Below are 20,137 nucleotides of genomic sequence, written 5' to 3'. Positions count from 1 at the left end.
GCTTCGGGAAACAAAAAAGACCGGCCGCAAATGCGGTGCCGGTCTTTGATTTTCAATAGGCGGCGCGCAACGCGCCACAAGATTTATGCGGCGGCGGGGGCTACCGGAGTGGCTTTCGAGACCTTGGCGGCAGCGGCGGCCATCGGTGCTTCGTAGGGCTTGTAAGCATTTTTGGCGAGGTCGGCATACATTTCGCCGAGCTTGGTCGCTTCGGAAACAAAAGCCTCATAGGAAGACTTCGCATAATTGGTCTGCAATTCGAAGGCCGCCTCGAAGCTCTTTAGGCCTGACAGCGTCTCGAAATGGGTGACGGCATCCTGGAAGGACTTCTTTGAATATTCGGCCGCCTCGGAGGCAATCGCCTGGAAACCCTTGGCAGTATCGGAATAGCTCTTGAGCATCGAATCTACGGCTTCCTTGCTCTTCCGGTTTGTATCGTCGAAATTGAACATGACCATCCTCCAATTGGCAGTTGCAAGCAGAGGGTAGCTGCAACGCACAAAGAGTCAAGTAGTCTTGTGCATCGCAAAACACCCAATGGTTGCACCCGCTGTCAGCGCTAAAGACCGGATTTTTGGGCACGTTCGTCTTTTATTGATTTTGCTAAAATATATCAGGCGACTGCAACCACAGGGTTAGCAGAAATTTTAGTGAACCAGCGTATTTGGCGATCGGCGCAAACAAAAAAGCCGTGTATCGCCTGGCGATCCACGGCTTTTGATCGATGTGACGGCGATCAGAGATCGACGTCGAGAATTGCCATCGAGAAATTGTAGGAACGGTCGCCGTCCTCGTCATCGATGTAGATGACACCCAGAAATTCTTCGCCAATGTAGACTTCCGCGGAGTCGTTCTTGCGCGGACGCGCCTTCACCACGATCTGCGGGTTCAGCGTGCGTTTGAAATAGGCGTCGAGCTTCTTGATTTCTTCAGGCTTCACTCTTTTGATCTCCGTAAGCGATCTCGGTTGGCCGCTTCTTGCACAGGTAAAGCTGCGCTGTAAAGGTCGCGAGCTCGTGTTAGCAGTGACTGTCTCCACCGGGATCTAGGCGCTTTTACGCATTTTTCCAATGAAGGCTCAGATATCGGCGCCGATAACCTGATCCATCACCCGGGCAGGCTCGGAACAGCCCGCTTCACCGACGACCTTGGCGGGCACGCCTGCCACCGTGGTCTTTGGCGGCACCGCCTTCAGGACGACGGAGCCGGCAGCGACGCGCGAACAGAAGCCGATCTCGATATTGCCGAGGATCTTTGCGCCTGCGCCGATCATGACGCCCGTGCCGATCTTCGGGTGACGATCGGCCCCCTCCTTGCCGGTGCCGCCGAGCGTCACACCATGCAGGATGGAGACGTTATCGCCGATAACAGCCGTTTCGCCGACGACGAGGCCGGTCGCGTGGTCGAGGAAGATACCCTTACCGATGCGAGCGGCCGGATTGATGTCCGTCTGGAAGACGCTGGAGGAGCGGCTCTGCAAGTAAAGCGCGAAGTCGCGCCGGCCGCGGTTCAGCAGCCAATGCGCCAGCCGGTGCGTCTGCAGCGCGTGGAAGCCCTTGAAGTACAGAACGGCTTCCATGAAGCGCAGGCAAGCGGGGTCACGATCATAGACTGCCTGGATATCCACGCGCAGGATCGAGCTCCATTCCGGCCAGTCCTCGAGCATTTCCTCAAAGGTCTGGCGCAGCAGGTTTGCCTGCATGTCGGGATGGTCGAGGCGCTCGCAGATGCGGTGAATGACGCATTCTTCGAGCGAGCGATGGTTGATGACCGTCGAATAAAGGAAGGCCGCCAGCACCGGATCGCTTTCCGCAGCGAGGCGCGCTTCTTCTCGCAGGCTGTCCCAGATAGGGTCCATCACCTTCAGCGGATGGGCTCCCTCCAGCGTGCGGATATCCGTCTTAGCGACCATTTCCGGCCTCCTCATTTCCCGTTGGAATGCGATTATATAGAGGAAAACGCCGATAACATAAATGGGTGCCCGCGGCACACCGGTTCAGCATGTTTTTCTTTGAAATCACGTTTATGTCACCTGCCGGGGACGTCAGCCGGCAGCGACCTTTGCGTAGAATTCCAGGACGGCCTTCTTGAACACCCGATCACCCACGGCGAGCATGTGGTCGCGGCCGGGAATATCGAGTGCTTCGGCGTGAGGCATCAGCGCTGCAAGCTCCTGGGGAGAACCGGCAATATCGTCCTTCGTCCCAACTCCGATCAGGGTGGGCGCATCGATCTTGCCCATGTCAGCGCGGGCAACCAGATCGCGCGAACCCTTGATACAGGCGGCAAGGGCTTCGCGGTCACTCTTCGTCTGCTCGGCAAAGGCGCGGAACATCTGGCCGCGCTGATGGATGACGTCGGCAAGCGACGGTGCAAGCAGCGCATCGGCGATCGGGTCCCAATCGCCCACCCCATCCGTCATCCCGATACCGAGGCCGCCGAGCACCAGCGAGCGGACGCGGTGTGGATGGGCAAGCGCCGCAAAGACGGAGATGCGGGCGCCCATGGAGTAGCCCATCAGATTGGCCTCGGAAATACCGAGATGATCAAGCAGCGCGATCGCGTCACCAGCCATGAACCATGGCCTGTAAGCTTCGGCATCGCGCGGCTTGTCGCTGGCGCCATGCCCTCTGTTGTCGATGGCAATGACACGGTAACCGGCATCCCCTAGGGTCTTCAGCCAGCCCGGATGAACCCAGTTGACGCTCGCCGACGAAGCAAAGCCATGGATCAGCAGCACCGGCGGGCCGGAGGGTTCACCCTCATCGAAGAAAGCGAGTTTCAGTCCATCATGGGTGAAGCTTGAAAATGCAGGCGTATTCAGGTTCATCGGGCCGTCCTTATTTGGCGAGACCATAGTCGAGCGGCCTTTCAGCGTGAAGCCAAAAACTCGCAATGGAGCCATGCTTTGGCACTACACTTTTGCTTCGAAGGCCTATAAAGTCCGCGCAGAATTTCAAAGCATTCGGAGACAGACATGGCCGGCCACAGCATTCCCCACTTCCAGAACGACGGCGGTCACCGCGTTATCGAAGTCGGCGTCAAGGAATTCATGTGCACCGGCGCATCCGCTCCCTTCGATCATCCGCATATCTTCATCGATATGGGCGAAGACAATGAGAAGGTCTGCTCCTACTGCTCGACCCTCTACCGCTACAATGCTTCGCTGAAGTCCAACCAGACAAACCCGCCCGGCTGCGTCTTCCTCGTCAAGGCGGCGTAATTTCCCCCCTCTTTAGATCGGATATCCCATGCCGGTCGAACATGCCGCCATTATCGGTGCCGGAATTGCCGGACTGACGGCTGCTCTGGCACTCTCAAGACGTGGCATCAGTTCGGATATTTTCGAACAGGCGCCCGAGCTTGCCGAGGTGGGTGCCGGCCTGCAGATCTCTCCCAATGCATCGCGCGTGCTTGCCGAACTCGGTGTGCTCGATCGGCTGACCAGCCTCTGGCTCGAGCCGCAATCCATCCGGCTGATCTCGGGCAGTTCGCTGCGCGAACTTGCAGCTGTCCCGGCCGGAAGTTTTGCCAGGAACCGCTGGGGAGCGCCCTACGGCGTCCTGCATCGCAAGACGCTTCAGAAGGCCCTGCTGGATGCCGTCAGCGCCAATCCGCTCTGCGCGCTCCATCTCGGAACACGTTTCGAATCAGACTTGCCACAGGGCCGGCGCCCGGCCGATGTCATCATCGGCGCCGATGGCGTCTGGTCCAGGCTGAGGCAGACAATACCGGGCGCCCCTGCCCCACAATTCTCCGGAAACGTCGCCTTCCGTTTTACCATCGCAGAAGCAGAGGCGCCGGGCTTTCTGGACCGCACCAGCGTCTCGGCCCTGCTCGGCTCCTCGGCGCATATGGTCTGCTATCCGCTGAAGGAAACCGGCGGCTTCAACATGGTGGCGATTACCGCCGGCAATATCGCGCCGCAGGCCTGGCAAGGCGAGCCGACACAGGCTCAGCAGGAGCTTCTGCAGTCACGCTTCCGTCGCTGGCATCCTGTTATTGCCGGTTTGCTCGGGCGGCGCAGCGACATCACCTTCTGGCCGCTTTTCGAGGCAACGCCGGGCAAATGGCAGGACGGTGACAAGATCGTGCTGATCGGCGATGCGGCACATGCCATGATGCCCTTTGCGGCACAGGGGGCCGCGATGGCGATCGAGGATGCATTCGAGCTTGCAGCCTTCCTCGCCACCCGCCCGGTTTCCGAAGCCATCTCGCTCTTTGAACGGCATCGCATGCCGCGCATCGCCAAGCTCCGCCAGCGCGGCGCTTTTAACCGTTTTGCCTATCATGCGAGCGGACCGATCCGTCTCGGCCGGGATATCGTGCTGTCGCTGAAACCGCCGCAAAGCCTCGCCGCGGATCTCGACTGGATTTACGGCTATCGCCCAGTCGGCTGATCAAATGGTGGCTGATCAGACGGCGTTTGCTGCAGCAAAGCCGCGCTCGATATCAGCCTTGAGATCAACGACATCTTCCAGACCGATCTGCAGGCGAATGACCGGACCTTCGGCCGGGGCCCTGGCGATCTCTCGGTCCGAAAGATTGACCAGTATGGCAAGGCTTTCGTAGCCGCCCCAGGAATAGCCCAGTCCGAAATAAGAGAGCGCATCGAGGAAGGCATGTGCCTTCGGCTTGACCTTTTGCGGATCGTCAACCTTCAGCACGAAGGAGAAGATGCCGCTGGCACCCTTGAAGTCGCGCTTCCATATATGGTGCGACGGGAAGCTCGGCAGGGCCGGATGCAGGACGCGGGCAACCTCTTCGCGGTTTTCGAGCCACGTGGCGATTGCCAGCGCGCTTTCGTAGTGGCGCTCCAGCCGGATCCCCATGGTGCGCAGGCCACGCAGGATCTGGTAGGAATCATCAGGCGCGCCACAAAGGCCGAGTGTGCCATGCGTTTCGATCAGCCGCGGCCAGTGCTCGGCATTGGCGGAAATGGTTCCCATCAGAATGTCGGAATGGCCCGATGGATATTTGGTCGAGGCATGGATGGACACGTCGACGCCAAAGTCCAGCGGCCGGAAATAGAGAGGTGTGGCCCAGGTGTTGTCCATCAGCACGACGGCGCCGTGTTTGTGCGCCACAGCCGCGATGGCCGGGATATCCTGCATCTCGAAAGTATTGGAGCCTGGGGCTTCGGTCAGCACGACCGTGGTGTTCGGCTTGAAGAGCGTCTCGATGGCCGCGTCGATCGCCGGATCGAAATAGTCGACCTCGACACCCATGCGCTTCAGGACCGTGTCACAGAAATGGCGCGTTGGACCGTAGACGGAATCGACGACCAGCACGTGATCGCCTGCCGCAACATAGGCCAGGATGGCGACCGTGACGGCAGCGAGGCCGGAGGGCACCAGCACAGTGCCGGCCGAGCCTTCGAGCGCATTGATCGCCTCGGCAAGGGCGTCGGTCGTCGGCGTGCCGCGGGTGCCGTATGTGTATTTCTTGTTGCGCGTCTCCATGGACTTGGCGTCGGGAAAGAGCACCGTGGACGCGCGCACCACCGGCGGATTGACGAAACCGTGATAATCCGCGGGGTCATAGCCGATATGGGAAAGACGGGTATTTATGCCGGCGCCCGGCAGGAGACTGTCTAGATCTTTCATGTTGGAAATGGCCTTCTGGCGAGGGTATGCAAAGGCCGAACTCTTGAACCCCGTCGCCATCAGGGTCAACCCCTACAACTTGACGTGATAGCCTCGCCCGCGAAGCCGCCGGCCTTTACTTCGCGATTTCAGCGCTATTTTTTTCCTCAAGCTAGAGCCCAATTTCTAGCCAAGTGCCTAGAGACGCAGCGCAATCCACCAAAATGCTGAATTTTGCCGCAATTATTGGCCGCGACACTTGACCATAGTGACATTTGCGACTGTGATAGACCCACTCGCGCCGGGAGGGTTGCGGGAAATGGGGAGGTACATGGGCTAGTTCAATCCGGCCACTCCCCGAAAAGATAAAGATAAGACAACGGAAAAAGGTTGGGAAAAATGAAGTACAAGCTCCTGTCCGCAGCAGCCGGCGCAGCAGTTTTCGCTCTTGGCGCTTCGGCCGCTTCGGCCACTACTCTCGGAGACGTAAAGGCAAAAGGTTTTGTCCAGTGCGGCGTCAACACCGGTCTTGCCGGCTTTGCTGCACCTGATGCGTCCGGCAACTGGTCGGGCTTCGACGTCGACTTCTGCCGCGCGGTTTCCGCTGCGGTCTTCGGCGATCCGACCAAAGTGAAGTTCACGCCGCTTAGCGCCGCGAACCGCTTCCCGGCCCTGCAGTCCGGCGAAGTCGACGTTCTGGCCCGCAACACGACCTGGACGATCAACCGTGATACGGCTCTCGGCCTGAACTTCCGCTTCGTCAACTACTATGACGGCCAGGGCTTCATGGTTCGCAAGAGCCTGAACGTGAAGTCGGCTCTGGAACTCTCCGGCGCATCCGTCTGCGTGCAGTCCGGCACCACCACCGAGCTCAATCTCGCCGACTACTTCAAGGCCAACAACCTCCAGTACAATCCGGTCGTCTTCGAGAAACTGGATGAGGTCAACGCCGCTTATGACTCCGGCCGTTGCGACGTCTACACGACTGACCAATCGGGCCTCTACTCGCTGCGTCTGACGCTGAAGAACCCGGACGAGCACATGATCCTGCCGGAAATCATTTCCAAGGAGCCTCTCGCCCCGGCCGTTCGCCAGGGTGACGACCAGTGGTTCGATGTCGTCAGCTGGGTCGGCTACGCGATGATCAACGCCGAAGAATTCGGTATCACGCAGGCCAATGTCGACGACATGAAGAATTCGCCGAACCCGGATATCAAGCGCTTCCTCGGCGTTGAAGCCGACACGAAGATCGGTACCGATCTCGGCCTGACCAATGACTGGGCCTACAACATCATCAAGACCGTCGGCAATTATGGCGAAGTCTTCGAAAAGAACATCGGCCAGGGGAGCCCGCTGAAGATCTCGCGCGGCCTCAACGCTCTCTGGAACAAGGGCGGCATTCAGTACGCTCCGCCGGTTCGTTAATCGGCACTACGCATGAAAAGCCGGAAAGGCGGATAACCGCCTTTCCCTCCTCCTATAAAAAAGCTCCGAAAAGGAGCGCATAACGTGGGGAATTGGCCAGGCATGACGCATCAGGTTGCGGATTCAACATCTTTGCCCAGGAGCGGCTGGAGCTTCCAGTCTGCCCTCTATGACCCGACAGTTCGGGGCATCTTCTTCCAAGTCCTTACCATTGTCTTGCTGGTCGCGCTGATCTGGTCGATTGCTCACAATACGGCAGTCAATTTGGCGCGCGCCAACATTGCATCGGGTTTCGGCTTTCTGAACGGACGCGCCGGCTTCGAAGTCGGCCAGTCGCTGATCCCGTATTCGAGTGATTCGACCTATGGCCGTGCGCTGCTCGTCGGCCTTCTGAATACTATCCTGATCGCCGTTACCGGCATCATCACTGCAACGATTATCGGCTTCGTTGTCGGTATCGGCCGTCTGTCGCGGAACTGGCTGATTGCCAAGCTCTGCACGGTCTATGTGGAAGTCTTCCGCAACATCCCGCCGCTGCTGGTGATCTTCTTCTGGTATTCGGGTGTTCTGGCGATTCTGCCCAATGCCCGTGACTCGCTGCATCTGCCTCTCGGATCATATCTGAACAATCGCGGCCTCGCCTTCCCCAAGCCGATCTTCGGCGACGGTTTCTGGCTGGTCGGCGTTGCCTTCGCTGTCGCGATCATCGCCACTATTATCACCGCACGGTGGGCGCATCGTCGGCAGGCCGCGACAGGTCAGCCGTTCCACACGATCTGGGTTTCGATCGGCCTCATCGTCGGCCTGCCGCTCATTGCATTCCTGCTCGCAGGCGCACCCCTGTCTTTTGATTTCCCGGTCGCCGGCAAGTTCAATCTGACCGGCGGTTCCGTGGTCGGCCCGGAATTCATGTCGCTTTTCCTGGCGCTTTCCTTCTACACGGCGGCCTTCATCGCCGAGATCGTGCGCTCAGGTATCCGCGGCGTGCCCAAGGGACAGACGGAGGCGGCAGCGGCACTCGGCCTGCATCCTTCGGCAATCACCCGGCTGGTCGTCATTCCGCAGGCTTTCCGCATCATCATCCCGCCGCTGAGCAGCCAGTATCTGAACCTCACCAAGAACTCGTCGCTGGCGATCGCGATCGGCTTTGCCGATCTCGTTGCTGTCGGCAGCACGACGCTGAACCAGACGGGCCAGTCCGTCGAGGTGATCCTGATCTGGGCGGTCATCTACCTCAGCCTCAGCATCGTGACCTCTCTGCTCATGAACTGGTTCAATGCCAAGATGGCGCTGGTGGAGAGATAAGATGAGCGACAGTTTCGTCAGAACCACCATACTCGCACCGGAGCCGCCTCCGGCTGGAGAAAAGGGTGCGGCAGCCTGGATACGCCGCAACCTGCTTGCGACACCCAAGGATATCATCCTCACTCTTCTGGCAGCGACCTTCCTCGCCTGGGCTCTACCGCATGCCGTTAACTGGCTGTTCGTGCAGGCGGTCTGGACAGGTCCGGACCGCACCTTCTGCGCCACGACAGTCCAGGGCGGCATTCAGCCGGATGGCTGGAGTGGTGCCTGCTGGGCCTTCGTCAATGCCAAGTTCGACCAATTCATCTACGGACGCTATCCACTCGACGAGCGCTGGCGGCCGACACTGGTCGGCATTCTCTTCGTACTCCTGCTCGTGCCGATGCTCATCCCATCTGTGCCGCGCAAGGGGCTGAATGCGATCCTGCTCTTCGTCGTGCTGCCGATCGTCTCTTTCGTCCTGCTTTATGGTGGCTTCGGCCTCGAAATCGTCGACACGCCGCTCTGGGGCGGGCTGATGGTGACGCTGGTGCTCTCTTTCGTCGGCATCGTCGTCTCCTTCCCGGTCGGTATTCTTCTAGCGCTCGGCAGACGCTCGCATATGCCTGTCATCCGCATGGTGAGCATCATTTTCATCGAGGTCGTGCGTGGCGTGCCGCTGATCACGGTTCTCTTCATGGCAAGCGTAGTGCTGCCGCTTTTCCTGCCGGCCGGCTGGACGGTGGACAAACTGCTGCGAGCGATCGTGGGTGTATCGATCTTTGCCTCCGCCTATATGGCTGAGGTCATTCGCGGCGGCCTGCAGGCCATTCCAAAGGGCCAGTTCGAGGGTGCGGATTCGCTTGGCCTCGGCTACTGGCAGAAGATGCGGCTGATCATCATGCCGCAAGCGATCAAGCTCGTGATCCCCGGCATCGTCAACACCTTCATCGGGATGTTCAAGGACACGTCACTGGTATCGATCATCAGCATGTTCGACCTGCTTGGTATCGTTCGCCTCAACTTCACCGATGCCAATTGGGCAACGGCTGTGACGCCGCTGTCCGGGCTGATTTTCGCCGGCTTCACCTTCTGGCTTTTCTGCTTCGGCATGTCGCGCTATTCAGCATTCATGGAACGCCATCTCGACACCGGCCACAAACGATAAGAATAGGAACCCGCAATGGCAGAGCCTCTCACCAAGAAATTGACCGTGTCGGCGACCGATGTGGCCGTCGAGATCATCAACATGAACAAGTGGTACGGCGACTTCCACGTTCTTCGCGACATCAACCTCAAGGTCATGCGCGGCGAGCGCATCGTCATCGCCGGCCCTTCGGGTTCAGGCAAGTCGACGATGATCCGCTGCATCAACCGTCTGGAAGAGCACCAGAAGGGCCGGATCGTGGTTGACGGCACGGAACTGACCAACGACCTGAAGAAGATCGACGAAGTGCGCCGCGAAGTCGGCATGGTGTTCCAGCATTTCAACCTTTTCCCGCATCTGACGATTCTGGAGAACTGCACGCTGGCGCCGATCTGGGTGCGCAAAATGCCGAAAAAGCAGGCCGAAGAAGTGGCCATGCATTTCTTGAAGCGCGTCAAGATCCCCGAACAGGCCAACAAATATCCAGGCCAGTTGTCGGGCGGCCAGCAGCAGCGTGTGGCGATTGCCCGTTCGCTCTGCATGAACCCGAAGATCATGCTGTTCGACGAGCCGACCTCGGCGCTCGATCCGGAAATGATCAAGGAAGTGCTGGATACGATGGTGGGCCTTGCCGAAGAAGGCATGACCATGCTCTGCGTCACCCACGAAATGGGCTTTGCCCGCCAGGTCGCGAACCGCGTGATCTTCATGGACCAGGGCCAGATCGTCGAGCAGAATTCGCCGGCCGAATTCTTCGATAATCCGCAGCATGAGCGCACCAAGCTGTTCCTCAGCCAGATCCTGCACTGATCAGGCAGATATAACATTCAAAACCCGCCGGCTGATTACCGGCGGGTTTTTCATGCGTTCTAACGGGAAGCCGTAGAGCGCAGCAGACCGAACAGCCCTGCGAGGCCAGAATCATACCCGCTGGAAACGGATATATCCCGACAGCGAACAAGCATCTTCTTCTGGTCATTGACGGACATTTCCCGGAAGCGCTGGAGCACCACTGTCGGCGTGAGGCTGCCGGACCCTACCCCGGTACCGTCGCCGGAACTCGCGCCTCCACCTGTGCTAGCGGCTCCGAGACCAAGGCCGAGATTCAAGCCATTCGGCCCGAAAAGCGCAGGGCCTGTTCCATCACCACCGCCGATGCTGGCATTGACGTTTATGCCGCTGCCCGAATTGCCGAGGGCGACGCTCATTGGATTAGCCCGTGCGAATTAAACGCGGTCAGGTTCCAAATGTTTCAGGGAAGCTGCCGAGAGAAAATCATGGTTAAAATACCCTAAAATTTACTAGATTCGTGCGTTTCAACTTGGGACAAATACCACCTTTGGATGAGGCGACTGACCTCTCGGGCCAGTCGCAAATGCCCGTTGCAATCGTCCTCACGTCAGTTGCGGCCGTCGTTCGGCCGTGACTTTCGTGCCTCGGAACTGCTGGAAGAGGCCGTCTTGCCATCGGGCTGCTGGCCGAAATAAGTCCCGCCAAGATGTCCTCCGGCACTGGTGTTCTCTACCTGCCGCTCTGTTTTCTTGCGGATTTCGTCTGCATTGGTCTTGCTCATTCTGATCTCCATTGTTTGAAAAATGGATATCTGGACAACCGATGCAGGCCGATAGAGTTCCATAAAAGATGGGTGCGGCAGCTTGGCACAGATGACTGTCGGAACCAAAATGACCGCAAAGACTTTCCTGCCTTGGTTATGACAAAGCCGACGTTATATCCTTCCTGCGATATCCAAAGGAGACGAAAATGAAAAAGATACTCGCGACCACAATCGCCGCAGCCTCGTTGCTCCAGGCTTTTGCCATGAGCGCCAGTGCGGCGGACCTGGTACGGACGGAGCCGCCGGTGGCTCCCGATGTAAGCGGGGGCGTGAAGATCGGCTATCTCGATTGCGATATCGGCGGTGGTGTCGGCTATGTGCTTGGTTCTTCCAAGCAGATCGATTGTGTCTTCCAGCCGACGAGCCGTGGCGAATCGCCTGAACATTACAGCGGTGCTTTGCGCAAGTTCGGCGTGGATCTCGGCTTCACCACGCGTGGTCGTCTGCTTTGGGCCGTCTTCGCGCCGACAGCCGGCTATCACCGCGGCTCGCTGGCCGGCCTCTACCAGGGTGCGACCGCTGAAGCCACGCTTGTCGGCGGCCTCGGCACCAACGTCCTCTTTGGCGGCACTTCCGGTTCGATCCATCTTCAGACGATCAGCGTCACGGGCCAGCTTGGCCTCAATGTTGCCGCGACAGGCACGTCCATGACGCTGTCGCCCGAGGGTTAAGGCAGCAAGAGCCAATAAAACAAAGGCCGGCGGCGCGTCGTCATATCCGATGCGCCGCCGGCTTGTTGTTGTTACCGATTCTAATGCTGCCCTTGGCCACGAACAGAGTTCATAGTCATGTCGCGATATCTAGAAAATTCTGAAAAAGTGGCGACCCCTGCAGGACTCGAACCTGCGACCTGCTGCTTAGAAGGCAGCTGCTCTATCCAGTTGAGCTAAGGGGCCGTCTCGCATGTCGCGATCCCGCGACATGCGGCATATTTGTCTTGAACCGCGTACGGATCAATGCGTCCAGGGCTGGGTGCGGGTATAGCGGAAATTATCCGGATAAGCGACGACCTGACGGATGGGATCCTTCGGAGCAATCACGCGGTATTCGATGCCGCTGCGCTTGGCATAGGCTTCTGCGAGTTCCTGCGTTTCGAAGGTCAGCTTGACCTGCTGGCGCATGTCGCCTGACGAGGTGTAGCCCATGATCGGATCGATCTTGCGCGGCTGCTCCTGATCGAATTCCAGCACCCAGAGATGGGTCTTTGCCTTACCGGACTGCATTGCGGTCTTGGCCGGACGATAGATCTTAGCAGACATGCTGCAGTGCCTCCGATATGCGGGCGGCGCCCGCCTTTCATAAATCAACCCTGATCAGGCTCGCTTGCATATCCCAGTATGGCAGCAAGAAGTGAATTTTGATTATCCGCGAATCCTCGTCTTTTCAAGGGAAAAGCGCCGTTATCACAGCATGGACAGGTGAGCGAAACCGATTGCCGCTCCGTGCGTTTCTAATACGGAGCGCCCAAGGCGCAGCCCTCTTTGCAGCCGGGTGTGGATAAGCGGGCAATCCTGTTACACAATCCGAAATGTTTCGGATTGTTGCATGTTTTGATCGCTTTCTAATTGTTATGGCCGGCATAGGCGACTAGGGTGCCTACCAACCGTTGTGACACGGGTGAGAACTATGAGAACCTCTGCAGAATTCCACGCCATCATGATTGGAGCCAGCATCACTGCGTTTTTTTACGCGGCGATCAGTTATGCCCAATATGTCGGCCTGCTTGCTCAGGGCTGAATCACGGCACGCATAGACAGGCGTGCTTTAGCGACGTGAATGATATTGTCGCATGTTCCCGATGCCAAAATCCGCCTTGTGACGGCAACGCAACAAATTGTGGCGCCAATCTCAAATCACTAGGGATATAGGGAAAAACATGGTCGGAGTGGAGAGATTCGAACTCCCGACCCTCTGGTCCCAAACCAGATGCGCTACCAGACTGCGCTACACTCCGAGCCGTTGTTGGCAGCGGGAATACACGCTTCCCCCTGTCCTAGCAACCCCATAAATCCACCTAGGCCGGCAGATTTCACAGGCTTACTTCGCCTTTTTCGTTGTCGTGGCGCTGACGATACGATCGCCGGGGCGGATATTGAGCTTGCGGGCGATGCCGGCGTTTATCTCGACCACATATCGGACCTCACCCATCGAATCGATGATGTCGCGGGAATAGGGCGTGGCGTCTTCCTTGATATGGGTGATCACGCCCCTGTCGTCCGCAAAGAGCATGTCGAGCGGCAGGACGGTATTTTCCATCCACATGGTGACACGCCGCGATACGCCGAAATCAAAGATCATGCCGACGTTCTCGGCCATCGTCTTGCGGAACATCAGGCCGTAGGCGCGTTGGTCGCCGGTGGCAGCGATCTCTACGGTGAAGTGCAGCATTTTGCCCGCAGCCGTCTGGATGATCAGCGGTTCTCTATCGAAGTGCATGTCCTGCTGTGCAAATGCCGGCAGGGCGACCATGAAAAAAAGCGCCATGGAGGCGCTTCTCATCATCTCAACGGAGAAAAGGCTGCGCATCAGTGAGACCGGCCAACCGGGCTCGGAACGTCAGGATGGATCTCGGCAGCCATCAGGCCCTTCTCGCCGTCGCCGAAGCGCACCAGCACCACCTGGCCGGGGCGCAGTTCGGTGAGGCCGAAGCGGCGGAGCGTTTCCATGTGAACGAATATGTCTTCCGTGCCCTCACCGCGCGTCAGGAAGCCGAAACCCTTGGTGCGGTTGAACCACTTGACCAGGGCGCGCTCGAGGCCACTGGTTGCCGTGACCTGCACATGGGTGCGAACCGGAGGCATCTGCGAGGGATGGATCGCAGTCGATTGATCCATGGAGAGGATCTTGAAGGCCTGGAAGCCACGCTCGCGACGCTGGATAAGCGCGACGATTCGGGTGCCCTCAAGAATGGTCTGGTAGCCGTCGCGTCGGAGGCAGGTTACGTGCAGCAGCACATCCTGCATGCCATTGTCGGGAACGATGAAGCCAAAGCCCTTGGCCACGTCGAACCATTTCACCACGCCGGTGATTTCAACGAGGTCAACCGGTTCCCCCGACAACTCCTCAAGGTCGGTAAAGCCATTCGATGAAATCCTGTCAGCCATGTCGCCAGCCCCTCAATACGCGTCACACTGTTACGGTTAACTGATTCTTGAAATCAAGATTAACATCTTGGTAACGGATAAGCGCAAGTCCTAGTTTTCGGTTATTCCCAACTGTACATTTTATAGCGATGACTTGCCCGAAACTGGCGTCTGTTACTCCAGATGGGCTAGCCTAAATAGAGAGAGGAAACACAATGCGTTATCTCCACACCATGGTTCGCGTCAAAGACCTCGACGCTTCCCTCCATTTTTACACCACACTCTTCGGACTCGAGGAAATCCGCCGCCATGAGAACGAGAAGGGCCGCTTCACGCTCGTTTTCCTGGCCGCTCGCGATGATCTCGACCGTGCCCGCAGCGAAAAAGCTCCCTGCCTGGAGCTCACTTATAACTGGGACACGGAAGATTATACCGGAGGACGCAATTTCGGTCACCTCGCCTATGAGGTGGATGACATCTACGCGATCTGCCAGAAATTGATGGACAATGGTATTACGATTAACCGCCCCCCGCGTGATGGTAACATGGCCTTCGTACGCTCGCCCGACGGCATCTCGATAGAGATCCTGCAGAAGGGCGAAAAACTGGCCCCGGCCGAACCCTGGCTGTCCATGGGCAATACCGGCGCCTGGTAAGCCAAGCTGCAGGCAAGCTTCACGAGGCATTCTCCGGTTCTATCGTAACGGAAGCGCGCTTTCGGGCGCCTTCCGCATTCACCGGAGATTTCTCGGTTGCCCAGAAACAACAAGCGGATTGCCCCTCCGAGCCGGCAGGCTGTCGGTGCTTTGCTGATCGCCAGCTCTATCCTGGCGCTTTCCGGCTGCGTCTCCGACAAGAAGGCGCTTGATTCGGCCGCCGTCGCCACACCGGCTGTGGGGGGACAGCCGGCGCCGAGGCTTGCAGCAGCAATGCCCGCCGCATCGTCCCCCGCGTCGAAACAGCTCTATCGCGATCCGATGCTGACCAATGTCTCCGGTGTCAATCCGCAGGCAGCAGTGCAAGATCCGAATGCGGCAACGGCCGCGCCGCCCGTCGATCCGTCTATGCAACAGCAGCAGCCGGCCAATATCGGCGGTCTCGTCATGCAGTCGACGCGAATCAATGCGCAGGCGATGAGCATCTTTTCCGATCATCAGCCGCTGCCGCAGAACAATTCGACCTCGACGGTCATCCAGCGGCAGGGCGTGAACGCCTACGCACCTGAGAACGCTGGCCCAAGATCGAGCGTGTTCAGCGCGCCGCCCGAGCCACAGCAAGGCGAGATGCTGCCGCAGCAGTCGTCACAGAATACCAGCACGAAGCTTGCGCCTGATCAGACGGCTTCGCTTGCCGGCGGAAGCATTCCGGGATCGACGATGAATGCGCTCTACAGCGCGCCGAAGCAGAACCTGCTCAGCAGCCTTTCCGGGCTGCTGCAGAAGGCATCGCTGCCCGGCATGACGCGTGTGGCGCCGAACGGCCTGCATGTGCAGAACGACAGCGTCCAGGTCGGCTGCTTCAAGCCCGATCTCATGCGGGTCATCAAGACGGTCGAGACTCATTTCGGCAAGCCCGTCGTTATTACATCGGGCTATCGCGATCCGCAGCACAATCGTGAAGTCGGCGGCGCCGAGGAGTCGATGCACAAGAGCTGCGAGGCCGCCGATATCCAGATCGACGGCATCAGCAAATGGGATATCGCCCAATATATCCGCTCGCTCCCGAACCGCGGCGGTGTCGGCACCTATTGCCACACGGATTCGGTCCATCTGGACACCGGCAATGCCCGAGACTGGAACTGGGGCTGCGGCCGCAAGAGCGCGCCGATCGCTTCGGCAAGGGCGATCTGACCTTCCCCCTCTGAAAGAGTGACGTAGGGAAAGCGGCCGGACCCCGATTTCCAGCCGCCACTGCAGCTCTTTGATTCAGCTGCAATAATCTTCATTTTCCACAAGCGGAAACGGCTTGTCATTTTTTTGAAAAATTTCGAATTTGCCGCTTGCGGGATCGGAAGTGCCTGACTATAAGGGCGCCACCACAGCACGCGCCCTTCGTCTATCGGTTAGGACGACAGATTTTCATTCTGTAAAGAGGGGTTCGACTCCCCTAGGGCGTGCCACTTCTTCTTCCAATTCGACATTATACTTACCGCTTGCGGAACGCATTGCGCTTTCCTATTTGAGCTGAAAGCCTGCGCCCTTCGTCTATCGGTTAGGACGACAGATTCTCATTCTGTAAAGAGGGGTTCGACTCCCCTAGGGCGTACCAAAAGCCACCGACCGAAATTTCACGAAGAACTAAATTTGTCCTGTCATATGGTGACCCACCGCTGCAGGCCAACAATTCACGCAGCGACAAGGTCTGGCGAAGACAATCATTCCCGTCCGCTTTCCACTTTTCCACAAGCCCAGAAAAAATCTGCATAATCCGGCGAAAAATTCTCATTTTGCCGCTTGCGGCGCAGAAAGGTGCTGACTATAAGGGCGCCACCACAGAGCACGCGCCCTTCGTCTATCGGTTAGGACGACAGATTTTCATTCTGTAAAGAGGGGTTCGACTCCCCTAGGGCGTGCCACTCTCCTTCATCATTTCCCTGTCTTTTCATAGAGTTCCGTTCGCGGATCCAACTGTGCTTGTCGCGCGAGTTGATGGGGCAAATGCAATGACATCACGCATCATACGCTGCCGTCTGCAGAACGAAGCTCGGCTCGTGAACTCGCTCCGCAATCTTCGGAAAACTCATTCTTTTCAACGATATGATCAGCCCAAAAATGGTTTTCGGTATTTACCGGGGATTAGCGGGCGGCGTCTAAGATCATCAAGGCATTTCTGCTGACACGGCACTCCAACATACTCCTGAGCGACAAGGGATTTTCGGATATGAGCCATACGGAAACGACCTATACCTCGTGGTTTGAGCGCATCAAAAGCGCGCTGATCGGCGCATTGGTCGGCCTTGTTCTGCTTATCGGATGTATCTGGCTGCTGATATGGAACGAAGGACGTGCGATCCAGACCTATCGCGCTCTGTCCGAAGGCGCGTCACAGGTGATTTCGGTCGATGGTGCGGCTATCGATTCGGCCAATGAAGGCAAGTTGGTCCATATCAGTGGCGCGGTGAAATCCGATCAGATCCCGCAGGATAGCCAATTCGGCGTCATCGCCGATCGGGCCGTCGGCCTTTCCCGTAGCGTCGCGATGTATCAGTGGGTGGAAAAGAGCGAGAGCCAGACCAAAAAGACATTGGGTGGCGGCGAAGAAACGACGACGACCTATTCCTACACCAAGGAATGGCGCTCGGACATCGTCGATTCGAGCCGCTTCAAGCAATCTGATGATCATCAAAATCCAACCAGCATGCCTGACGGCGCCACCTTCACGGCAAAAACGGCGCATGTCGGCGCCTTCTCGGTACCAGGCAAGGATGTGGCGGGGATCGGCGACTATTCGCGACTCGCGCTCACCGACAGCGACGTGCAGCGCATAGCGGTGCAGGTTGGCGCCAGCCGGCCGGCAAAGCGCAATTCCGAGGGTGCCTATATCGGTCTGAACGAAAACCTGCCCGACGTCGGCGATCTCAGGATCACCTACCAGAGAATCGACGTGGAAACGGCAAGCATCGTCGGCAAGCAGAGTCACAGCGCGCTCGTTCCCTACGAGACGACCAACCACCGCGATATTTTCCTTACCGCTGATGGCCATGTGGATGCCGGCCAGATGTTCAAAACGGCAGAGAGCGAAAACAGCATTATCACCTGGCTTGTGCGCGCCTGCGGCCTCATCGGCTTGTTCGTCAGTTTCAAGCTGATGTTTGCGCTCCTGCCCATCCTCGCCGACCTGATTCCGTTTCTCGGCTCGGTCATCGGCTTCGGCACGAGCATCGTGGCCTGCGTGTTGACACTGCTCGTCGGCCCTGTTGTCATCGCCATAGGCTGGTTCGCCTACAGGCCGCTGTTGTCCGTCGGAATCATTGCGGGCGGCATATTGCTTGCCGTGATCGTCACTCGCCTTCGCAGAAAAGCACCGCTTTCTCAGCCGCAGCCGGCCTGATCTCTTTCCAAGCCTAGCCCTTCAGCCAGTCACTTGGCCGGTGCGCCGTCGCTGATACGCAGCTGGATTCTGCGCGAGCCCTGATAGTGTTCGGCACCGAGCGAGCCTGCGACATGCAGGTTGGCGCCGCGAGAGTTGAGAAGCAGGTTGCCGAGCGGGGTCTCGGCAGCCCTGAAGGCTATGCCGTCGAGGCGCGCACCGTCCATGGCTTCCAGCGTCACCTTCACATGCCGCTCGCCGACCAGGCGGGAATCACGCACACGATGCGCCGGTATGGCAAAGACTGGCTGGGAATGTCCCGAGCCATAAGGCCCCGCCGTTTCCAGACGGTCGATAAGCTCGATCGTTGCGCCGCTTGCAGCGATAGCACCATCGATCTTCAGCGTTTCATTGGCAACAAGAGCCGATACCGTCTTCTGTGCTTTCTCGATGAAGAAGGCTCTCAGCAGGCCAAGCTTGCCGCGCTCGACGGTCAAGCCGGCAGCCATGGCGTGACCACCGCCTTTCACAAGCAGTCCCTCGTCGACCGCTGCACGCACCATCCTGCCCATGTCGAAGCCGTTGATCGAACGCCCCGAACCGGTGCCCCTGCCTGAGGGATCGAAGGCGATGGCGAAGGCGGGTCGCTTGAACCTCTCCTTCAGGCGCGCGGCAATGAGGCCGACAATACCGGGGTGCCATTTCTCATGCGCGGTGACGATAACGGAAGCCCCCTCGCCGTCTCCATACTCGGCCAGCGCTTCGGCCTCGGCCTCCTGCAGCATGATCGCTTCCATGGCTTGCCGCTCGCGGTTGAGCTCGTCCAGCCGCTGAGCGATGGCTTCGGCTTCTACGGCATCGTCCAGCGTCAGCAGGCGGCTTCCCAGCGCAGCATCACCGATTCGCCCGCCGGCATTGATGCGCGGGCCGATCAGGAAGCCGAAATGATAGGGCGTAACAGGACCTGCCAGGCCCGCCTTGCGGAATAGTGCCGCAAGACCGGCATTGCTCTGGTGGCGCGCCGCGACCAACCCCTTGACCACATAGGCGCGGTTGAGGCCCTTGAGGGGCACGACATCGCAGACGGTCGCGAGCGCCACTATATCCAGCCACTGCAGGAGATCGATCGCGAGAATGCGCTTGTCTCCAGCCTCGCGCAGCAGGCGCAGCGTTGCAACCAGCACCATGAAGACGACACCGGCCGCACAAAGATGCCCTAGCCCGGAAAGATCGTCTTCGCGGTTTGGGTTGACGAGGGAGTGGCAAGGCGGCAGCTCGTGTGTCACCTGGTGGTGATCGATGACGACGACATCGATGTTGCGGTCCGCGGCAGCCGCCAGCGCCTCATGACTGGTGGAGCCGCAATCGACCGTGACGATGAGGCTAGCGCCGTTGTCGATCAACTGATTGATGGCCGTCGGGTTAGGCCCGTAACCTTCGAAGATGCGATCGGGAATATAGATATGCGCCTTGACGCCGAAATGGGTCAGGAAGCGATACATGAGCGCGGAGGAGGCTGCACCATCGACATCGTAGTCACCGAAGATCGCGACGGGCTCGCCGTCACGGATCGCAGCGGCAAGGCGCTTGGCGGCCTTCTCGCAGTCCGTCAGCTTGTAGGGGTCTGGCATGAGGCTGCGGATGGTGGGATCGAGGAATTCGACTGCCTCATCCACCGTCACGCCGCGGCCGGCAAGCACACGTGCGATCAGATCCGGCAGGCCGTGCATCTGCGACATGGCGAGCGCGCGGTTCTGCCCCGCCTGATCGAGGCGTGAAACCCAGCGATTGTCGAGAACCGATTTTTCGACGCCCAGGAAGGCACGCGGTACCGGATCGACCTGATCTGCCATGCCAAACTCCGCTTTCATCATCTGCCCTTTTTACAGATGCAGGGCAGATAGCAAAGCGGTGATTTCAAGCCTGTGGATTACCAGAAAATTGCCCAGATAACCAAGCCGATAACAAG

The 20,137-nt window shown here is 58.5% G+C and carries 21 protein-coding genes and 5 tRNA genes; 13 read left to right on the top strand and 13 right to left on the bottom strand.

The window, feature by feature from the left end; genetic code table 11:
- Positions 1 to 83: 83 nt before the first annotated feature.
- From AC1DTN_RS14745 to AC1DTN_RS14730, 4 genes are all read right to left on the bottom strand, one after another.
- Entirely contained in the window at positions 84 to 452 is a 369-nt protein-coding gene (locus AC1DTN_RS14745) for a phasin family protein (protein WP_007827401.1), read from the bottom strand.
- A 284-nt stretch (positions 453 to 736) separates the two neighbouring features.
- Positions 737 to 940: a DUF3126 family protein gene (locus tag AC1DTN_RS14740; protein ID WP_007827403.1), complete on the bottom strand. Its 204-nt coding sequence runs from the start codon at positions 938 to 940 to the stop codon at positions 737 to 739.
- 138 nt (positions 941 to 1,078) lie between these two features.
- The gene (gene cysE, locus AC1DTN_RS14735; RefSeq protein ID WP_007827405.1) at positions 1,079 to 1,912 is read right to left on the bottom strand and encodes a serine O-acetyltransferase; all 834 of its coding nucleotides are present in this window, start codon (positions 1,910 to 1,912) and stop codon (positions 1,079 to 1,081) included.
- 132 nt (positions 1,913 to 2,044) lie between these two features.
- Positions 2,045 to 2,830 (bottom strand): alpha/beta fold hydrolase, encoded by a 786-nt coding sequence (locus tag AC1DTN_RS14730; RefSeq protein WP_439014867.1) that lies wholly within the window; start codon positions 2,828 to 2,830, stop codon positions 2,045 to 2,047.
- A gap of 147 nt (positions 2,831 to 2,977) precedes the next feature.
- Here AC1DTN_RS14730 and AC1DTN_RS14725 point away from each other — a divergent pair, with 147 nt between their 5' ends.
- Entirely contained in the window at positions 2,978 to 3,223 is a 246-nt protein-coding gene (locus AC1DTN_RS14725; RefSeq protein WP_113322789.1) for a zinc-finger domain-containing protein, read from the top strand.
- 28 nt (positions 3,224 to 3,251) lie between these two features.
- On the top strand, positions 3,252 to 4,400 hold the full coding sequence (locus AC1DTN_RS14720) for an FAD-dependent monooxygenase (RefSeq protein ID WP_439014866.1): 1,149 nt from the start codon (positions 3,252 to 3,254) through the stop codon (positions 4,398 to 4,400).
- A 15-nt stretch (positions 4,401 to 4,415) separates the two neighbouring features.
- Here AC1DTN_RS14720 and AC1DTN_RS14715 read toward each other — a convergent pair whose 3' ends face one another.
- Positions 4,416 to 5,606 (bottom strand): cystathionine beta-lyase, encoded by a 1,191-nt coding sequence (locus tag AC1DTN_RS14715; protein ID WP_439014865.1) that lies wholly within the window; start codon positions 5,604 to 5,606, stop codon positions 4,416 to 4,418.
- Positions 5,607 to 5,984: 378 nt separating this feature from the next.
- Between AC1DTN_RS14715 and AC1DTN_RS14710 the strand changes: the two genes are divergently transcribed.
- The 4 genes from AC1DTN_RS14710 (at position 5,985) to AC1DTN_RS14695 (ending at position 10,251) form a co-directional block, all read left to right on the top strand.
- Positions 5,985 to 7,010, top strand: coding sequence for an amino acid ABC transporter substrate-binding protein (locus AC1DTN_RS14710; protein WP_113322785.1), 1,026 nt, complete (start codon positions 5,985 to 5,987; stop codon positions 7,008 to 7,010).
- Between the two features lie 102 nt (positions 7,011 to 7,112).
- Complete coding sequence (locus AC1DTN_RS14705; protein WP_113322783.1) at positions 7,113 to 8,315, top strand: amino acid ABC transporter permease; 1,203 nt, start codon at positions 7,113 to 7,115, stop codon at positions 8,313 to 8,315.
- A gap of 1 nt (position 8,316) precedes the next feature.
- On the top strand, positions 8,317 to 9,462 hold the full coding sequence (locus AC1DTN_RS14700) for an amino acid ABC transporter permease (protein ID WP_113322781.1): 1,146 nt from the start codon (positions 8,317 to 8,319) through the stop codon (positions 9,460 to 9,462).
- A 15-nt stretch (positions 9,463 to 9,477) separates the two neighbouring features.
- On the top strand, positions 9,478 to 10,251 hold the full coding sequence (locus AC1DTN_RS14695; protein WP_007827421.1) for an amino acid ABC transporter ATP-binding protein: 774 nt from the start codon (positions 9,478 to 9,480) through the stop codon (positions 10,249 to 10,251).
- A 59-nt stretch (positions 10,252 to 10,310) separates the two neighbouring features.
- Here the strand turns inward: AC1DTN_RS14695 and AC1DTN_RS14690 are convergent, their stop codons facing one another.
- Together AC1DTN_RS14690 and AC1DTN_RS14685 are read right to left on the bottom strand one after the other, a co-directional pair.
- The gene (locus AC1DTN_RS14690; protein ID WP_439014864.1) at positions 10,311 to 10,649 is read right to left on the bottom strand and encodes a hypothetical protein; all 339 of its coding nucleotides are present in this window, start codon (positions 10,647 to 10,649) and stop codon (positions 10,311 to 10,313) included.
- Positions 10,650 to 10,840: 191 nt separating this feature from the next.
- The gene (locus AC1DTN_RS14685; RefSeq protein WP_439014863.1) at positions 10,841 to 11,014 is read right to left on the bottom strand and encodes a hypothetical protein; all 174 of its coding nucleotides are present in this window, start codon (positions 11,012 to 11,014) and stop codon (positions 10,841 to 10,843) included.
- A gap of 188 nt (positions 11,015 to 11,202) precedes the next feature.
- Between AC1DTN_RS14685 and AC1DTN_RS14680 the strand changes: the two genes are divergently transcribed.
- The gene (locus tag AC1DTN_RS14680; RefSeq protein ID WP_439014862.1) at positions 11,203 to 11,727 is read left to right on the top strand and encodes a DUF992 domain-containing protein; all 525 of its coding nucleotides are present in this window, start codon (positions 11,203 to 11,205) and stop codon (positions 11,725 to 11,727) included.
- Positions 11,728 to 11,875: 148 nt separating this feature from the next.
- Here AC1DTN_RS14680 and AC1DTN_RS14675 read toward each other — a convergent pair.
- The 5 genes from AC1DTN_RS14675 to AC1DTN_RS14655 form a co-directional block, all read right to left on the bottom strand.
- A tRNA-Arg gene (locus tag AC1DTN_RS14675) sits at positions 11,876 to 11,952 on the bottom strand.
- 57 nt (positions 11,953 to 12,009) lie between these two features.
- A complete protein-coding gene (locus tag AC1DTN_RS14670) occupies positions 12,010 to 12,315 on the bottom strand; it encodes an ETC complex I subunit (protein WP_310383286.1) in 306 nt (101 codons plus the stop codon).
- A gap of 618 nt (positions 12,316 to 12,933) precedes the next feature.
- Positions 12,934 to 13,010: transfer RNA gene (locus AC1DTN_RS14665), tRNA-Pro, on the bottom strand.
- A gap of 83 nt (positions 13,011 to 13,093) precedes the next feature.
- On the bottom strand, positions 13,094 to 13,582 hold the full coding sequence (locus tag AC1DTN_RS14660) for a DUF192 domain-containing protein (RefSeq protein WP_439014861.1): 489 nt from the start codon (positions 13,580 to 13,582) through the stop codon (positions 13,094 to 13,096).
- Positions 13,582 to 14,160: a cold-shock protein gene (locus AC1DTN_RS14655; RefSeq protein WP_007827433.1), complete on the bottom strand. Its 579-nt coding sequence runs from the start codon at positions 14,158 to 14,160 to the stop codon at positions 13,582 to 13,584. Before AC1DTN_RS14655 ends, AC1DTN_RS14660 begins: the two co-directional genes overlap by 1 nt.
- Before the next feature lie 194 nt (positions 14,161 to 14,354).
- Between AC1DTN_RS14655 and gloA the strand changes: the two genes are divergently transcribed.
- The 6 genes from gloA to AC1DTN_RS14625 all read left to right on the top strand — a co-directional run bounded on the left by gloA (position 14,355) and on the right by AC1DTN_RS14625 (position 18,189).
- Positions 14,355 to 14,795: a lactoylglutathione lyase gene (gene gloA, locus AC1DTN_RS14650; RefSeq protein ID WP_112545722.1), complete on the top strand. Its 441-nt coding sequence runs from the start codon at positions 14,355 to 14,357 to the stop codon at positions 14,793 to 14,795.
- A 96-nt stretch (positions 14,796 to 14,891) separates the two neighbouring features.
- The gene (locus AC1DTN_RS14645) at positions 14,892 to 15,989 is read left to right on the top strand and encodes a YcbK family protein (RefSeq protein ID WP_439014860.1); all 1,098 of its coding nucleotides are present in this window, start codon (positions 14,892 to 14,894) and stop codon (positions 15,987 to 15,989) included.
- A gap of 194 nt (positions 15,990 to 16,183) precedes the next feature.
- Positions 16,184 to 16,258 (top strand) — tRNA-Glu (locus tag AC1DTN_RS14640).
- A gap of 74 nt (positions 16,259 to 16,332) precedes the next feature.
- Positions 16,333 to 16,407, top strand: a tRNA-Glu gene (locus AC1DTN_RS14635).
- A 232-nt stretch (positions 16,408 to 16,639) separates the two neighbouring features.
- Positions 16,640 to 16,714 (top strand) — tRNA-Glu (locus AC1DTN_RS14630).
- A 305-nt stretch (positions 16,715 to 17,019) separates the two neighbouring features.
- Positions 17,020 to 18,189: a TMEM43 family protein gene (locus tag AC1DTN_RS14625; RefSeq protein WP_439014859.1), complete on the top strand. Its 1,170-nt coding sequence runs from the start codon at positions 17,020 to 17,022 to the stop codon at positions 18,187 to 18,189.
- Between the two features lie 29 nt (positions 18,190 to 18,218).
- Here the strand turns inward: AC1DTN_RS14625 and recJ are convergent, their stop codons facing one another.
- Positions 18,219 to 20,021 (bottom strand): single-stranded-DNA-specific exonuclease RecJ, encoded by a 1,803-nt coding sequence (recJ, locus tag AC1DTN_RS14620; RefSeq protein ID WP_310383255.1) that lies wholly within the window; start codon positions 20,019 to 20,021, stop codon positions 18,219 to 18,221.
- Positions 20,022 to 20,137 lie beyond the last annotated feature (116 nt).

It is taken from the genome of Rhizobium sp. 01T444 (assembly GCF_056398305.1).
This window is presented reverse-complemented; position numbering and strand designations above follow the sequence as displayed.

What these genes read in the sequence shown, in the direction of transcription:
- AC1DTN_RS14720 (WP_439014866.1), top strand. Translation starts at nt 3,252, where the DNA reads ATGCCGGTCGAACATGCCGCCATTATCGGTGCCGGAATTGCCGGACTG.
- AC1DTN_RS14690 (WP_439014864.1), bottom strand. Translation starts at nt 10,649, where the DNA reads ATGAGCGTCGCCCTCGGCAATTCGGGCAGCGGCATAAACGTCAATGCC.
- AC1DTN_RS14660 (WP_439014861.1), bottom strand. Translation starts at nt 13,582, where the DNA reads ATGCGCAGCCTTTTCTCCGTTGAGATGATGAGAAGCGCCTCCATGGCG.
- AC1DTN_RS14655 (WP_007827433.1), bottom strand. Translation starts at nt 14,160, where the DNA reads ATGGCTGACAGGATTTCATCGAATGGCTTTACCGACCTTGAGGAGTTG.
- recJ (WP_310383255.1), bottom strand. Translation starts at nt 20,021, where the DNA reads ATGGCAGATCAGGTCGATCCGGTACCGCGTGCCTTCCTGGGCGTCGAA.
- AC1DTN_RS14625 (WP_439014859.1), top strand. Translation starts at nt 17,020, where the DNA reads ATGAGCCATACGGAAACGACCTATACCTCGTGGTTTGAGCGCATCAAA.
- AC1DTN_RS14745 (WP_007827401.1), bottom strand. Translation starts at nt 452, where the DNA reads ATGTTCAATTTCGACGATACAAACCGGAAGAGCAAGGAAGCCGTAGAT.
- AC1DTN_RS14700 (WP_113322781.1), top strand. Translation starts at nt 8,317, where the DNA reads ATGAGCGACAGTTTCGTCAGAACCACCATACTCGCACCGGAGCCGCCT.
- AC1DTN_RS14705 (WP_113322783.1), top strand. Translation starts at nt 7,113, where the DNA reads ATGACGCATCAGGTTGCGGATTCAACATCTTTGCCCAGGAGCGGCTGG.
- AC1DTN_RS14710 (WP_113322785.1), top strand. Translation starts at nt 5,985, where the DNA reads ATGAAGTACAAGCTCCTGTCCGCAGCAGCCGGCGCAGCAGTTTTCGCT.
- AC1DTN_RS14715 (WP_439014865.1), bottom strand. Translation starts at nt 5,606, where the DNA reads ATGAAAGATCTAGACAGTCTCCTGCCGGGCGCCGGCATAAATACCCGT.
- AC1DTN_RS14670 (WP_310383286.1), bottom strand. Translation starts at nt 12,315, where the DNA reads ATGTCTGCTAAGATCTATCGTCCGGCCAAGACCGCAATGCAGTCCGGT.
- AC1DTN_RS14695 (WP_007827421.1), top strand. Translation starts at nt 9,478, where the DNA reads ATGGCAGAGCCTCTCACCAAGAAATTGACCGTGTCGGCGACCGATGTG.
- AC1DTN_RS14730 (WP_439014867.1), bottom strand. Translation starts at nt 2,830, where the DNA reads ATGAACCTGAATACGCCTGCATTTTCAAGCTTCACCCATGATGGACTG.
- gloA (WP_112545722.1), top strand. Translation starts at nt 14,355, where the DNA reads ATGCGTTATCTCCACACCATGGTTCGCGTCAAAGACCTCGACGCTTCC.
- AC1DTN_RS14685 (WP_439014863.1), bottom strand. Translation starts at nt 11,014, where the DNA reads ATGAGCAAGACCAATGCAGACGAAATCCGCAAGAAAACAGAGCGGCAG.
- AC1DTN_RS14725 (WP_113322789.1), top strand. Translation starts at nt 2,978, where the DNA reads ATGGCCGGCCACAGCATTCCCCACTTCCAGAACGACGGCGGTCACCGC.
- cysE (WP_007827405.1), bottom strand. Translation starts at nt 1,912, where the DNA reads ATGGTCGCTAAGACGGATATCCGCACGCTGGAGGGAGCCCATCCGCTG.
- AC1DTN_RS14680 (WP_439014862.1), top strand. Translation starts at nt 11,203, where the DNA reads ATGAAAAAGATACTCGCGACCACAATCGCCGCAGCCTCGTTGCTCCAG.